The organism is Burkholderia seminalis, assembly GCF_001718535.1.
Classification (GTDB): Bacteria; Pseudomonadota; Gammaproteobacteria; order Burkholderiales; family Burkholderiaceae; genus Burkholderia; species Burkholderia seminalis.
This window is the reverse complement of the sequence record NZ_CP013400.1, coordinates 604,776-618,218: the sequence shown is the minus strand read 5'-3', so window position 1 is coordinate 618,218 and position 13,443 is coordinate 604,776. Positions and strand designations below refer to the sequence as shown.

The 13,443-nt window shown below is 68.2% G+C and carries 14 protein-coding genes; 12 read left to right on the top strand and 2 right to left on the bottom strand.

Going from position 1 to position 13,443, the window contains the following annotated elements:
* Window positions 1–136: 136 nt before the first annotated feature.
* The 9 genes from WJ12_RS23515 (at window position 137) to WJ12_RS23475 (ending at window position 8,183) form a co-directional block, all read left to right on the top strand.
* Window positions 137–1,234 (top strand): ABC transporter substrate-binding protein, encoded by a 1,098-nt coding sequence (locus WJ12_RS23515; RefSeq protein ID WP_034185574.1) that lies wholly within the window; start codon window positions 137–139, stop codon window positions 1,232–1,234.
* A 4-nt stretch (window positions 1,235–1,238) separates the two neighbouring features.
* Window positions 1,239–2,159 (top strand): ABC transporter permease, encoded by a 921-nt coding sequence (locus WJ12_RS23510; protein ID WP_034185573.1) that lies wholly within the window; start codon window positions 1,239–1,241, stop codon window positions 2,157–2,159.
* Window positions 2,156–2,998: an ABC transporter permease gene (locus tag WJ12_RS23505; protein ID WP_059558632.1), complete on the top strand. Its 843-nt coding sequence runs from the start codon at window positions 2,156–2,158 to the stop codon at window positions 2,996–2,998. Before WJ12_RS23510 ends, WJ12_RS23505 begins: the two co-directional genes overlap by 4 nt.
* A gap of 40 nt (window positions 2,999–3,038) precedes the next feature.
* Window positions 3,039–4,112, top strand: coding sequence for an ABC transporter ATP-binding protein (locus WJ12_RS23500; protein WP_034185571.1), 1,074 nt, complete (start codon window positions 3,039–3,041; stop codon window positions 4,110–4,112).
* A gap of 41 nt (window positions 4,113–4,153) precedes the next feature.
* Complete coding sequence (locus WJ12_RS23495) at window positions 4,154–4,972, top strand: transporter substrate-binding domain-containing protein (protein WP_059558634.1); 819 nt, start codon at window positions 4,154–4,156, stop codon at window positions 4,970–4,972.
* Between the two features lie 43 nt (window positions 4,973–5,015).
* Window positions 5,016–5,780, top strand: coding sequence for an amino acid ABC transporter permease (locus WJ12_RS23490; RefSeq protein ID WP_059558637.1), 765 nt, complete (start codon window positions 5,016–5,018; stop codon window positions 5,778–5,780).
* Complete coding sequence (locus WJ12_RS23485; protein ID WP_049035687.1) at window positions 5,777–6,433, top strand: amino acid ABC transporter permease; 657 nt, start codon at window positions 5,777–5,779, stop codon at window positions 6,431–6,433. Before WJ12_RS23490 ends, WJ12_RS23485 begins: the two co-directional genes overlap by 4 nt.
* Window positions 6,434–6,474: 41 nt before the next feature.
* Entirely contained in the window at window positions 6,475–7,200 is a 726-nt protein-coding gene (locus WJ12_RS23480; protein ID WP_069245851.1) for an amino acid ABC transporter ATP-binding protein, read from the top strand.
* Window positions 7,201–7,280: 80 nt separating this feature from the next.
* Window positions 7,281–8,183: a LysR substrate-binding domain-containing protein gene (locus WJ12_RS23475; RefSeq protein ID WP_059559556.1), complete on the top strand. Its 903-nt coding sequence runs from the start codon at window positions 7,281–7,283 to the stop codon at window positions 8,181–8,183.
* A gap of 216 nt (window positions 8,184–8,399) precedes the next feature.
* Here the strand turns inward: WJ12_RS23475 and WJ12_RS23470 are convergent, their stop codons facing one another.
* On the bottom strand, window positions 8,400–9,041 hold the full coding sequence (locus WJ12_RS23470; RefSeq protein ID WP_226103882.1) for a TetR/AcrR family transcriptional regulator: 642 nt from the start codon (window positions 9,039–9,041) through the stop codon (window positions 8,400–8,402).
* A gap of 103 nt (window positions 9,042–9,144) precedes the next feature.
* Here WJ12_RS23470 and WJ12_RS23465 point away from each other — a divergent pair, with 103 nt between their 5' ends.
* Genes WJ12_RS23465 through WJ12_RS23455 form a run of 3 tightly spaced genes read left to right on the top strand, consistent with a single transcriptional unit; the run spans window position 9,145 to window position 12,648 of the window.
* Window positions 9,145–10,047, top strand: coding sequence for an SDR family NAD(P)-dependent oxidoreductase (locus WJ12_RS23465; protein WP_034188266.1), 903 nt, complete (start codon window positions 9,145–9,147; stop codon window positions 10,045–10,047).
* Window positions 10,044–11,618: a flavin-containing monooxygenase gene (locus WJ12_RS23460; RefSeq protein WP_059559558.1), complete on the top strand. Its 1,575-nt coding sequence runs from the start codon at window positions 10,044–10,046 to the stop codon at window positions 11,616–11,618. Before WJ12_RS23465 ends, WJ12_RS23460 begins: the two co-directional genes overlap by 4 nt.
* A 7-nt stretch (window positions 11,619–11,625) precedes the next feature.
* A complete protein-coding gene (locus WJ12_RS23455; RefSeq protein WP_059559561.1) occupies window positions 11,626–12,648 on the top strand; it encodes an alpha/beta fold hydrolase in 1,023 nt (340 codons plus the stop codon).
* A gap of 50 nt (window positions 12,649–12,698) precedes the next feature.
* Here WJ12_RS23455 and WJ12_RS23450 read toward each other — a convergent pair whose 3' ends face one another.
* Entirely contained in the window at window positions 12,699–13,097 is a 399-nt protein-coding gene (locus WJ12_RS23450) for a carboxymuconolactone decarboxylase family protein (protein WP_034188269.1), read from the bottom strand.
* Between the last annotated feature and the right edge of the window lie 346 nt (window positions 13,098–13,443).

Genomic DNA, 13,443 nt, shown 5'->3' with positions numbered 1-13,443 from the left:
TGCGTTTATCTCATGCCGCGCATGCGGATATTTCGTTTGTTGCGGAAATTTGACCTCCCTACAGTTCATCCACACCCCGCGCCGCCGTTCGGCGACCGGCATCGAACCACCCGGCATCGTTCATCAGGAGACGGCCATGCAACACTTCAAGGCGGGCAGAAGGCAGGTGATCAAAACCCTCGGCACGGCACTCGCCGCATCCGCCCTTCCGATGCCATTCATCAGTACTGCGAAAGCACAGTCGAGCAGTTTCGCGGGAAAGACACTTCGGCTGCTCACGTGGTCTGACGATACCGGCGCGGCCGCGCTGCGCAACATCGCGGAAACCTTCAGCAAGCAGACCGGCGCGCGCGTGATCGCCGACCGTGCGGACGGCACGTCGGGCATGGTCGCCAAGGTCAAGGCCGCCGGCGAGCGGCCGACCTACGACGTGATCACGCTGGCCGGCGTGGGCGCGGCGGGCCTCGCCGACGCGGGCCTGCTCGCGAAGCCGGACCTGAACCGGCTGCCCAACCTGAAGGACGTCGCGCCGCAGTACCGCACGGGCGCGAACGGGTTCGGCATCGGCTACCTGCTGTGGTCGGACGGACTGATCTACAACACGTCGACCATCAAGACCGCACCCGCGAGCTACGAAGCGCTGTGGGATCCGAAATATGCGGGCCGCCTGTTCCTGCCGCCGCCGGAATGGGCCGAGGCGGTCGATCTCGCGATCGTCGCCGCGAAGCTGGCCGGCGGTTCGCAGCAGAACATCGAGCCCGGCTTCCGCAAGCTCGCGGCGCTCAAGGATCGCGTGATGACGCTCGGCGAGAACCCGAACCAGATCGCCGACCTGTTCCGCACCGGCTCGCTCGACATCGGTGGCATCTATTCGCCCGCGTTCTTCCCCGACCAGATCCGCAAACCCGACTACAAGATGGGCGTGACGTACGGGATGAAGGAGGGCTTCGCGACGCAACTGATGTTCACGGTGATTCCGAAAGCGCACCCCGGCGACCTCGATCTGATCCATGCGTTCATCAACCACACGCTCGACGCGGGCGTGCAGGGCCGGATGGCGGCGGACGTGCTGAACGGGCCGGTGAACGCGAAGGCCGTGATCCCGGCGGAAAGCCGCCCGTTCGTGCCGTCGCCGCAGCAGATCGCGGAGAAGGCCATCCTGCACGACGACAAGGCCCTCGCGGCCGTCCAGCCGGCGTGGATCAAACGCTATACCAGCCTCTTCGCGGCCTGACGACATGGCCTCGCTGCCCTCCTCCCGTCACGCGGAGCCGGTCGCCGCCGGCCAGGCCGGCGGCGCTCAGGCCGCCTCCGCGCGGCCCGGCGTGCCGCCGTGGCTGCTGCTCGCGCCGGTCCTCGCGTTCCTCGCGGTGCTCGCGGCCGCGACGCTCACCGTGCTGCGGATGAGCGTCGGTACGCCGGGCGACGAATGGCGCACATTCACGCTGCAGAACTACGCCGATCTCGCCGATCCGTACTTCATGCATTCGCTGTGGCTCACGCTGCGCCTCGCGTTCGAGAGCATGGTGTGCGCGATGCTGCTCGCGATCCCCGTCGCGCTGGCGATGGCGCGCGCCGAATCGCGGCTCGCGCGGCGACTCATGCTCGCCGGCGTACTGCTGCCGCTGCTCGTCAACCTGCTGCTGCAGGGTTACGGCTGGCTCGTGATGCTCGGCCCGGCAGGCTTGCTCAACCGCTCGCTGCTGGCGGCCGGCATCGTCGAACGGCCGCTGCAGCTCCTGTACCGCGAACACGGCGTGCTGCTCGGGCTGATCCAGACGGCATTCCCGCTCGCCGTGCTGCCGCTGTCGAGCGCGCTGCGCGCCGTGTCCCGCTCGTACGACGAAGCAGCCGCGACGCTCGGTGCGACGCGCTGGCAAACGCTGCGGCACGTGACGTTGCCGCTCGCGATGCCGGGGCTCGTGTCGGGGGCGCTGCTCGTGTTCGCGTACAACGCGAGCGCATTCGCGGTGCCGCTCCTGCTCGGCGGCCGGCGCGTGCCGATGCTCGCGGTGCTCGTGCACGACCAGGTCGCGCCGCTGCTGAACTGGCCGGCCGCTTCGGCGTCGGGTGTCGTGCTGATGGGTGCGACGCTGGTCGTGATGGCCGTGTCCCAGCGCCTCGTGCGCGCCGTGCAACATGACGAGGTGACCCGATGAATGCCCTTTCGCCGCGCGCGCCGCTGCCCGGCCGCCTGAGCCGCTCGACCGGCGCGCTCGCGACGCTCGTGCTGTTCGCCGCCGCGATGCCGATCCTGACGATGATCACGATGTCGTTCGGCTCGTCCGGCACGCTCGAATTCCCGCCGCGCGATTTCAGCCTGCACTGGTACCGCGCCGCCTGGCAGACCTTCGTGACCGGCGACGCGGGTAGCGCCCAATCGATGGGCGCCGCGCTGACGACGAGCCTCGTCGTCGCGATCGCGACGATGCTGGTCGCGACCGCGGTGTCGGTGCCGGCCGCCTATGCGCTGTCGCGCTACCGCTTCCGCGGCAAGACGCTGGTCGAACAGCTCGTCGCACTTCCGGTCGTCTATCCGCTCGTCATGCTCGGCCTCGCGCTGCTGCTCGTGTTCAACGCGCTGCCGGTCGAACTCGGGTTCGTGCGGCTCGTCGTCGCGCACGTGATCCTGACACTGCCTTTCACAGTGAAGAACTGCGTCGCGTCGGTCGCGTCGATCGGCCCGGAATTCGAGGAAGCGGCGTGCCTGATGGGCGCGAGCCCGCGCCGCGCGTTCGTCGATGTCGTGCTGCCGCTGATGCGCCCGGGCGTCCTCGCCGGCATGCTGTTCGCGTTCATCGTGTCGTTCAACGAATTCACCGTGACATTCTTCCTGTACAGCGTCGACACGATGACGCTGCCGGTCTGGCTCTACAGCCGCACCGTGTCGTCGCTCGACCCGACCGTGTTCTGTTTCGCGGTGTTCACCGTCGCGATCGATTTCGCGCTGATCTGGATGCTCGAAAAACTCGTCGGCGACAAGGGCGTCGCGCTCTGACGCGCGTACGGCTCCGCCCTCGCCCATCCAAGGAATCCCCATGACCCAGCTCACCCTCCAGAACGTGACGAAGCGCTTCCATCACGCGTATGCCGTCGATCACGTCGATCTGTCCGTGCCGGACGGCAAGCTCGTCTGCTTTCTCGGCCCGTCGGGCTGCGGCAAGACCACGCTGATGCGGATCATCGCCGGCCTCGAGACGCCGACGTCGGGCACGATCACGTTCGCCGGCCGCGACCTCACGCACGTGAGCGCCAACCGGCGCGATTTCGGCATGGTGTTCCAGTCGCTCGCGCTGTTCCCGCACATGACGGTCGCGCAGAACATCGCGTATCCGCTGCGGCTGCGCAAGACCGCCAAGGCCGCGCAGGCGCGGCGCGTCGCGGAGCTGCTGGAGCTGATCCAGCTTCCGCACCTGGCCGACCGGCTCGTCACGCAACTGTCGGGCGGGCAGCGCCAGCGGGTCGCGATCGCGCGCGCGATTGCCTCTTCGCCGCGCCTGCTGCTGCTCGACGAGCCGTTGTCGGCACTCGACGCAAAGCTGCGCGAGGCGATGCAGGTCGAGATCCGGCTGCTCCAGCAACGGCTCGGCATCACGACGATCATGGTCACGCACGACCAGCGCGAAGCGATGACGATGGCCGACGAGATCGTCGTGATGGAGAAAGGCCGCATCCAGCAGGTCGGCCGGCCGCTCGACATCTATCGCGATCCGGTCAACGAATTCGTCGCGGATTTCATCGGCCTCGGCAACATCCTGCCGGTCGCGTGCGATGGCGACGACGCGATCGTGCTGCCCGGCGGGCAGCGGCTCGCGATCCGGCGCGCGCCCGACACGCCGCGCGCGGACGACGCCGTGCGCCTGCTGATTCGCCCCGAGGACGTGTGCGTGCGCCCGATCGCGGTATCGCCGTCCGCACCGAACACGCTCGCCGGCACGGTCACGTTCGTGCGCGACGTCGGTGCATCGATCGAGGCGACGATCGATTGCCGCGGCTTCACGCTGACGGCCGCGACGACGCCACGCGAGACGCCCGACCTGCACGTCGGCATGCCGGTCGCCGCCGAATTGCCCGCGCATGCCTGCAAACTGATCGCCGCACGCGGCGCCTGATGCCCTTTCCCTCCCTCCAGCGCAGCAACAAGGACTTCACCATGAACGCATCGACCCAAGCCCACCGTCTCGTGCGACGCCTGTTCGCCCGCACCGCCCTCTTCTGCGCCTGCACCACGGGTCTCGCGGCCATCGCGCCGCTCGCCCATGCCGACGCGCTCGACACGATCGCGAAATCGGGCGTCGTGCGCATCGGCGTGTTCGAGGATTACCCGCCGTTCGGTTCGATCGGCCCCGACATGAAGCCGCAGGGTTACGACATCGACATGGCGACGCTGATCGGCAAGGCGCTCAATGCGAAAGTCGAGCTCGTGCAGGTCACCGGCGACAACCGGATGGCGTACCTCGCCGACCGCAAGACCGACATGCTGCTGTCGGTCGGCCAGACGCCGGAGCGCGCGAAGGTGATCGATTTCTCGAATGCGTATGCCCCGTACTATCTCGCGGTATTCGGCCCGAAATCGCTCGCGGTGAAGGGCACCGCGGATCTCGCCGGCAAGTCCGTCGCGGTCGCGCGCGGCACGCTCGAGGACCTGAGCGTGAGCAAGGTCGCCCCGCCGAACGCGACGATCAAGCGCTTCGACGATCCGAACGGCGCGATCGCGGCGTTCCTGTCGGGACAGGCGCAGCTGCTCGTGGTCGGCAACGACGTCGGCGCGACGATCATCGCGCGCCACCCGTCGATCGATCCGGAGCAGAAGTTCTCGCTGTTCAGCTCGCCCGATCACGTCGGCCTGAACAAGAACGAGCCGCGTCTGATGCAGAAGGTCAATGACGCGATCGCCGGCGCGAAGAAGAACGGGACGCTGAACACGCTGTCGCAGAAGTGGCTGCACGCGGCACTGCCGGCCGACCTGTGATGCGCGCCGCGCCCGCCCCGCATGCGCGACGAAAGGTATCGTGATGACCTACGTGTTCGACTTCAGCGATTTCGACCTCTACGCCGGGATGCTCGCGCGCGGGATCGGCGTGACGCTCGGCCTCACCGCGACCTCCACCGTGCTCGGCGGCCTGATCGGCACCGCCGGCGCGTGGGCCGCGCTCGCCGGCCCGCGCTGGGCGCGGGCGCTCGTCGCGGCCTACGTCGAACTGATCCGCAATACGCCGTTCCTGGTCCAGCTGTTCTTCATCTTCTTCGGGCTGCCCGGGATCGGCGTGCACATCGACGAAGCGCAGGCGGCCGTGCTGGCGATGACGGTCAACCTGGGCGCGTATGCGGTCGAGATCCTGCGCGCCGGCATCGAATCGGTGCCGCACGGGCAGACGCAAGCGGCACGCGCGCTCGGGCTGCATGGCCGGCAGGTGTTCGGCCAGATCGTATTGCCTCAGGCACTCGCGAACGTGTACCCCGCGCTGCTCGGGCAAGTGCTGATCGTGATGCTCGGCTCGGCCGTCGTGTCGCAGATCTCCGTGCCTGACCTGACCTACGCGGCGAACTTCATCCAGTCGCGCAATTTCCGGGCGTTCGAGATCTACATCGTCGTGACCGCGATCTATCTGCTGCTGTCGATCGCGCTGCGCACGCTGCTCAATCGCGTCGCCCGCCGGCTGTTTGCGGGCCGTGCACCGCACGATGCGGCCGCCGCACCGCGCCGATCGTGCGGCGCCCGCTTCAGGTGGCGCCTGCGCTCCCCTGAAACCGGCCTCCCGACGGAGCGGGCACGATGATCGAATTCACCTTCCAGGATATTGCGTGGAACCTGCTGCTTGCCGCACGTTGGACCGTGCTGCTGTCGCTGATCACGTTCGTCGGCGGCAGCGTCGCCGGGTTCGTGCTGCTCGCGATGCGCATCTCGCCCGTGCCGGCGCTGCGCCGCTTCGTGATCCTGTACATCGCGCTGTTTCAGGGCACGCCATTGCTGATGCAGCTGTTCCTCGGTTTCTTCGGACTGCCGCTGGTCGGCATCGACGTGACACCATGGGTCGCCGCGTCGGTCGTACTGACGTTGAACGCGAGCGCCTGTCTGGCCGACATCTGGCGCGGCTGCGTGGACGCCGTGCCGCGCGGTCAGTGGAATGCGGCGGCCAGCCTCGGCATGACGTGGACGCAACAACTGCGTTACGCGGTGTGGCCGCAGGCATGGAAAATCGCCCTGCCGCCGACCGTCGGTTTTCTCGTGCAGGCGGTGAAGAGCACCGCGCTGACGTCGATCATCGGGCTGACCGAACTCACGAAGACCGGCAACATCATCACCAACGCGGTGTTCAAGCCGTTCCCGATCTACGCGATGGTCGCGCTGCTCTACTTCGCGATGTGCTTCCCGCTCACGTGGTACGCCCGCGCGCTCGAGCGCGGCTACCGCGCCGCGAAGGTACGCTGAACCGGCGCCGCTCGCGCCTGATTACGATGCAGGTATTCCCCATGATTTCCATCAGCAACGTTTCGAAGTGGTACGGCCAGTTTCAGGTCCTCACCGACTGCACGACCGAGGTCAAGAAAGGCGAAGTGGTCGTCGTGTGCGGCCCGTCGGGCTCGGGCAAGTCGACGCTGATCAAGACCGTCAACGGCCTCGAGCCGTTTCAGCAGGGCGAGATCCTCGTGAACGGCCAGTCGGTCGGCGACAGGAAGACGAACCTGTCGAAGCTGCGCTCGAAGGTCGGGATGGTGTTCCAGCATTTCGAGCTGTTCCCGCATCTGTCGATCACCGAGAACCTGACGCTCGCGCAGGTCAAGGTGCTCGGCCGCGGCAAGGACGAAGCGACCGAGAAGGGCATGAAGCTGCTCGAGCGCGTCGGCCTGAAGGCGCATGCGCACAAGTTCCCGGGGCAGCTGTCGGGCGGCCAGCAGCAGCGTGTCGCGATCGCGCGCGCGCTGTCGATGGACCCGATCGCGATGCTGTTCGACGAACCGACGTCCGCGCTCGATCCCGAGATGATCAACGAAGTGCTCGACGTGATGGTCGAACTCGCGCAGGAAGGGATGACGATGATGGTCGTCACGCACGAGATGGGCTTCGCGAAGAAGGTCGCGCATCGCGTGATCTTCATGGACAAGGGCGCGATCGTCGAGGACGACCGCAAGGACGACTTCTTCTCGAATCCGAAATCGGAACGCGCGAAGGACTTCCTCGCGAAGATCCTGCACTGAACGATGCCGCGGTGCGTCGTGCCGGACGACGCGCCGCCCCCCCTGCCCTTCCGGTCGCCCGCTCCACATCCGCCTTTCCGATGAGACGACTTCCCTCCTTCAACGCGCTGCAGATATTCGACATCGTCGCCCGACACGGCAGCTTCACGCGCGCCGCCGAGCAGCTGTGCCTGACGCAGGGGGCGGTGAGCCGGCAAATCCTCGCGCTGGAGGCGTTCTACCAGTTCCCGCTGTTCAAGCGCACGCCGAAGGGCCTGACGCTGACGGCGGAAGGCGAATTGCTGTTGCCGACGGTGCGTGAAAGCTTTGCGCGCATCGAAGAGGTGTCGATGCGCCTGTCGCGCCGACGCACCGAGCTCGCGCTGAAGGTGCCGACCTGCGTGATGCAGTGGATGCTGCCGCGGATCATGCGGTTTCAGTCCGAGCACCCCGAACTCCAGGTGCAGATCACGACGACCTGGGGTCATCACGTCGATTTCCGCATGGAACCGTTCGATGCCGCGGTGATCTACGCTCCCGGCGCCGGCCCCGACATGCATGCGATTCCGCTGTTCGAAGAGCGGCTCACGCCCGTATGCGCGCCGGACCTGCTGGAGCGGCAACCGCTCGCGAACGTCGACGACCTGACCCACCATACGCTGCTGCATCCGACCCGCGATCACCGGGACTGGAAACACTGGCTCGACCATGCGGGCGCACCGCACGTCGACTCGACGCGCGGACTGAGCTTCGAGACGCTCGACCTCGCGACACATGCGGCGCTCGACGGTTACGGCGTCGCGATGGGCGACCGGACGCTCGTCGACGAAAGCGTCGCGGCGCACCGGCTCGTGACTCCGTTCGACGTGTCGCTGCCGACCGGGATGGGCTACTACTTCGTGTATCCGGGCGGGGCCGAACAGCAGTACAAGATCCAGCTGTTCGGCGACTGGATCGCGGGCGAACGCGAGCGCCAGACCTCGGCATTCAACCAGCCGGCGTGAGCCGGTCGGCCGCGCGCAGGCCTGCGCGCGCCGCGATTTCATGGGGAACCACGCCGTCGATTCGTGTCCGCACGGCCAATGTTCATTTATTGAAAAGACGGCCCAATCACGCAAACAGACGACACTTCACTCCGCGTGCCGTGCGGTTACCACCTTGTTTTCATGTTCAGCCTGCCATTGGCGAGGACCGAACACGGCCGGCGCGACGCCATCCGGTCAGCCGATCTCCCGCAACGTCCCCAGCAGCACCTTGCGGCAGCTCGAGATCATCTGCGCCTCCGGATCGCGATACCCGGTGAGCAGCCACGCCGCGCCCACGTTCGTCATCGCCCCCACCAGCGCGAGCCCGATCAGCCGCTGCTCGGTGCGCTCCGCGGGCGTCCCGGCCTCGCCCGGCGCGCCGATCGCCATGATCAGCTTGCCGAAGTCGATCAGCATGCGCTGGTAGGTCATGTCGGTATCCGCGCTCACGCCCATCACCTCGAGCAGCAGCACGCGCGCCGCGCACGGGTCGCGCAGGAACGCGAAGAACGCGGCGAGCCCCGCGTCGACGCGCTCGCGCAGCTCGCCGCCGCGCGCGGCCACCGCCTGCGCGACCGCATCGTGCAGTTGCTGCGCGTGGTGCAGGTAGGTGCAGCGCAGCAGATCCTCGGTACTGTCGAACGCCGCGTAGAAATAGCGGTCGTTCAGCTTCGCTTCCTGGCAGATCGACCGCACGGTCGCCTTGCGGAACCCGACCGTGCCGAACACGCGCGTCGCCGCGCCGATCAACGCGCCGCGCCGCTCGGCGGCCCGTACCTCGGGCGCCACGCCGCCATACGACCGGCCCCGTTTTTCCGTTTCGAGTGCTTTCTCCATTCCGCTATTTGACATCAGGACACCCGAAAACTAAAGTGGTGACGACCAACACCACAATAGACGCGCCGCCGACGCAGCGCAAGCGGAACGGGAGGAACGACGGATGAAGGGGTTTTCCGGGAAGGTTGCCGCGATCACGGGCGCCGGTTCGGGCATGGGCCGCAGCCTCGCGGTCGAGCTCGCGCGGCGCGGCTGCGAGGTCGCGCTCGCCGACGTCAACGAAACCGGGCTTGCCGGCACGGCGGCCGCCTGCGCGCGGCACGGCGTGCGCGTGAGCACGCGGCGGCTCGACGTCGCCGACCGCGACGCGGTGTTCGCATGGGCCGATTGCGTGCGCGCCGAGCACGGCAAGGTCAACCTGGTCTTCAACAACGCGGGCGTATCGCTGGCCGCCAGCGCCGAGACCGCGCGACTCGCCGATCTCGAATGGATCGTCGGCATCAACTTCTGGGGCGTCGTGCACGGCACGCAGGCGTTTCTGCCGCACCTGCGCGCGTCGGGCGACGGGCACGTCGTCAACACGTCGAGTCTGTTCGGGCTCGTCGCAATGCCGACGCAAAGCGCGTACAACGCCACCAAGTTCGCGGTGCGCGGCTTCACCGAGGCGCTGCGGATGGAGCTCGAACTCGACGGCGCGCCGGTGAGCGCGACCTGCGTGCATCCGGGCGGCGTCGCGACCGGCATCGTCGACGCGGGCCGCGTCGATACCAGCATCCACGCACTGACGGGCCAGGACGAAGCAACCCATCGCCGCCAGGCGAACCGGCTGATCAACGCAACGACGGCCGACGATGCCGCGCGGCAGATCCTCGCGGGCGTCGAACGCAATGCGCGCCGCGTGCTCGTCGGCGCCGACGCGCGCCGGCTCGACCGGATCGCGCGCCTGCTCGGTGCCGGTTACCAGTGGCTGATGCTGCGCCATGTGCGCCGCGCCCGCGCACGCAACCTCGAACGCGCCCACGCTCCGGCCGCGCTCCCGACCACGCCGACCAAGGACCCCGCATGACCTCGACGACGACCGACCGGCGCGACGCGCCGTCCGCCCCCGGCGCCCGCCGCGACGGCAACGACCTCGACGTGCTGATCGTCGGCGCCGGCCTGTCCGGCATCGGCGCCGCGTATCACCTGAAGCAGCGCTGCCCGTACGCGAGCGTGGCCATCGTCGAAGCGCGCGACGCGATCGGCGGCACCTGGGACCTGTTCCGCTATCCGGGCGTCCGTTCGGATTCCGACATGTTCACGCTCGGCTACAGCTTCCGCCCGTGGCACAGCGACAAGGCGATCTCGGACGGCCAGACGATCCTCGACTACATCCGCGACACCGCGCGGGCCCACGGCATCGACAAGACGATCCGCTACGGCCAGAAGGTCGTCGCGGCCGACTGGGATTCGAACCGCGCGCGCTGGACGGTACGCATCGAGCGCACGCAGGACGGCGCGACCGACACGCTCGTGTATACCTGCCGCTTCCTGTTCATGTGCAGCGGCTACTACGACTACGACGCCGGCTACCTGCCCGACTGGGCCGGCATGGACACGTTCGAGGGCAAGCTCGTGCATCCGCAGCACTGGCCGAAGGACCTGTCGTACGCGAACCGGCGCGTGGTCGTGATCGGCAGCGGCGCGACGGCCGTCACGCTCGTGCCGTCGATGGCGGCCGATGCGCAGCACGTGACGATGCTGCAGCGCTCGCCGACCTACATCGTGTCGCTGCCCGCCCGCGACAAGATCGCGAACGCACTGCGCCGCGTGCTGCCGTCGCGGCTCGCCCACCGGCTCGTGCGCGTGAAGAACGTGCTGCTGACGATTTACCTGTACAACGTATCGCGCCGCAAGCCCGAGCAGACGAAGAAGTTCATCATCCGCGCGGCCGGCAAGCAGCTCGGCCCCGACTTCGACGTCGCGAAGCACCTGACGCCGCGCTACATGCCATGGGACCAACGTGTGTGCCTCGTGCCGAACGGCGACCTGTTCAAGGCGATCCGCGCGGGCCGCGCGTCGATCGTCACCGACGAGATCGAGCGCTTCACGCCGACCGGCCTCGAGCTCAAGAGCGGCCAGCAGCTCGACGCGGACGTGATCGTCACGGCCACCGGGCTGAAGGTGAAGATGCTCGGCGGCGCGCGCGTCACGGTCGACGGCCGCGCGGTCGACCTGCCGGAAACCGTGTCGTACAAGGGGATGATGTACAGCGACGTGCCAAACCTCGCGTCGTCGTTCGGCTACACGAACGCGTCGTGGACGCTGAAGGCCGAGCTGATCGCGCGCTACGTGTGCCGGCTGCTCAACCACATGCGCGCGAACGACTACGACACGTGCGTGCCGCGGCTCGGCGCCGGCGAACTCGGCGACGTGCCGGCCGTCAACCTGAGCTCGGGCTACATCCAGCGCGCGGCCGGCATCCTGCCGAAGCAGGGCCATCACAAGCCGTGGAAATTCCACCAGAACTACGTGCGCGATCTCGCATCGCTGAAGTTCAGCGCGCTCGCCGATTCGGCGATGCATTTCGAACGCCGCGCGAAAGCCGGCACGGCCGCCGCGACGCCGGTTGCCGAACCCGCACTCGAACCCCGTTGAGGCCGACATGACCCCTGTGCTCCATCTGATCCAGAACGTGCTGCTCGGCGTCGTCGCGGTACTCGCCGCGCTCGCGCTGTTCACCGCTTACGTGGCCCGCCGCGTGACGCGCGCGTTTCCGCCCGAAGGCCGCTTCGTCGACATCGGCGGCGACCGCATCCATTACGTCGAATACGGCAACGGCCCGCCGATCGTGTTCGTCCACGGGCTCGCGGGGCAGTTGCGCAACTTCGCGTACCTGCCGCTTGCGCGGCTCGCGCAGCGGCATCGCGTGATCCTCCTCGACCGGCCGGGCGCCGGCCGGTCGTTGCGCGGCGCAGGCTCGCAGGCGAACGTGTTCGCACAGGCCCGCACGGTCGCCGCGTTCATCGACGCGCTGGGGCTCGACAAGCCCGTGCTGGTCGGCCATTCGCTCGGCGGCGCAATCGCGCTCGCGGTCGGCCTCAACCACGCGGACCGCGTGAGCCGGCTCGCGCTGATCGCGCCGCTGTCGCACGAGCAGACCGAGCCGCCGGGGCCGTTCAAGCCGCTGATGCTGCCGTCGCCGCTCGTGCGCCGCTTCGTGTCGTGGACTTTCGCGATCCCGCTGACGATCCTGACCGGCCGCAAGGCCGTGCGCCAGGTGTTTGCGCCGGAAGCGGTGCCGCGCGACTTTCCGGTCAAGGGCGGCGGCCTGCTCGGGATGCGCCCGCACGTGTTCTACGCGACGGCGACGGACCTGCTGTCGGCGCCGGTCGACCTGCCCGCGATGGAGCGCCGCTACGCGGATCTCGCGCTGCCGGTCGACGTGCTGTACGGCCGCGCCGATCCGATCCTGAACTGGCGCGAGCACGGCGAAGCGCTCGCGAAGAAATCGGCGCGCGTGCGGCTGAAGGTCGTCGACGGCGGACACATGCTGCCGGTCACGATTCCCGATGCAACGGCCGACTGGCTGCTCGACGTGGCCGCCGCGCCCGCCGCCGCGCCCGCCGCCGCGCCCGCCGAGGTGCCGGCCGAGGTGCCGGCGCAAGCGGCACGGCGCATCGCGTAACGACGAAGCCCGGCCTGATGCCGTGCCGCGCGGCGGACGCTACCGCGGAATCAGGCCTCGTCGTCGGGGATCGGCAACCCGAGATCCGATATCACCTCGCGCGCGGTCCGGAACGCCTCGACCGCGGCCGGTGCGCCCGCGTACAGCGCGCTGTGCAGCAACACCTCGCGGATTTCGACGAGGCTCGCGCCGTTGTTGAGCGCGCCGCGAATATGCCCCTTCAGTTCCGTGCTGCGGCCGAGCGCCGCCAGCATCGCGCACGTGCACAGGCTGCGCGTCTTCAGGTCGATCCCGCCCCGTTGCCACGTGCTGCCCCACGCGTGCTCGTTCAGCCAGTTCTGCAACGGGCGCGAAAACCCGTCGAGATCGCGCATCGCGCGCTCGACGAACGCCTCGCCCATCACGTCGATCCGCCGCGCCTTGCCGTCTTCCCTGTCCTGTTCGCTCATGTCGGTGTCCTGGTTGGAGTCGCGGCCGCTTCGGCGTCGCCGGCGGCCGCGGGGTGTCGTGTCATGTTCGGGGGCCGGACGCGTTTCGTCAAAGACAGGGCCCTCGGTCGGGCGCCGCCCGCGTGACGCGGTGCCGAACGCTACGTAACATCCCGCCGCGCGTTACGTCTGCTTACGGGAACATCACGACGGACACGGCGGCCCCCTTGCGTGGCCGATGCGCGAAAACGCCGTTACTCCGTTTAAATCGCGCAGATATTCCCGATTCCTGCAACAAAGCGCGGCACCGTTTCGCGAAAGCTGTCGTGGCTCGGAATTTGCAGAGGAGGCTTGGACACACTTCCAA

Excerpts from the sequence above, each read along its gene's own strand:
- WJ12_RS23505 (WP_059558632.1), top strand. The coding sequence starts at position 2,156 with ATGAATGCCCTTTCGCCGCGCGCGCCGCTGCCCGGCCGCCTGAGCCGC.
- WJ12_RS23490 (WP_059558637.1), top strand. The coding sequence starts at position 5,016 with ATGACCTACGTGTTCGACTTCAGCGATTTCGACCTCTACGCCGGGATG.
- WJ12_RS23465 (WP_034188266.1), top strand. The coding sequence starts at position 9,145 with ATGAAGGGGTTTTCCGGGAAGGTTGCCGCGATCACGGGCGCCGGTTCG.
- WJ12_RS23500 (WP_034185571.1), top strand. The coding sequence starts at position 3,039 with ATGACCCAGCTCACCCTCCAGAACGTGACGAAGCGCTTCCATCACGCG.
- WJ12_RS23475 (WP_059559556.1), top strand. The coding sequence starts at position 7,281 with ATGAGACGACTTCCCTCCTTCAACGCGCTGCAGATATTCGACATCGTC.
- WJ12_RS23480 (WP_069245851.1), top strand. The coding sequence starts at position 6,475 with ATGATTTCCATCAGCAACGTTTCGAAGTGGTACGGCCAGTTTCAGGTC.
- WJ12_RS23485 (WP_049035687.1), top strand. The coding sequence starts at position 5,777 with ATGATCGAATTCACCTTCCAGGATATTGCGTGGAACCTGCTGCTTGCC.
- WJ12_RS23515 (WP_034185574.1), top strand. The coding sequence starts at position 137 with ATGCAACACTTCAAGGCGGGCAGAAGGCAGGTGATCAAAACCCTCGGC.
- WJ12_RS23470 (WP_226103882.1), bottom strand. The coding sequence starts at position 9,041 with ATGGAGAAAGCACTCGAAACGGAAAAACGGGGCCGGTCGTATGGCGGC.
- WJ12_RS23450 (WP_034188269.1), bottom strand. The coding sequence starts at position 13,097 with ATGAGCGAACAGGACAGGGAAGACGGCAAGGCGCGGCGGATCGACGTG.
- WJ12_RS23510 (WP_034185573.1), top strand. The coding sequence starts at position 1,239 with ATGGCCTCGCTGCCCTCCTCCCGTCACGCGGAGCCGGTCGCCGCCGGC.
- WJ12_RS23455 (WP_059559561.1), top strand. The coding sequence starts at position 11,626 with ATGACCCCTGTGCTCCATCTGATCCAGAACGTGCTGCTCGGCGTCGTC.
- WJ12_RS23460 (WP_059559558.1), top strand. The coding sequence starts at position 10,044 with ATGACCTCGACGACGACCGACCGGCGCGACGCGCCGTCCGCCCCCGGC.
- WJ12_RS23495 (WP_059558634.1), top strand. The coding sequence starts at position 4,154 with ATGAACGCATCGACCCAAGCCCACCGTCTCGTGCGACGCCTGTTCGCC.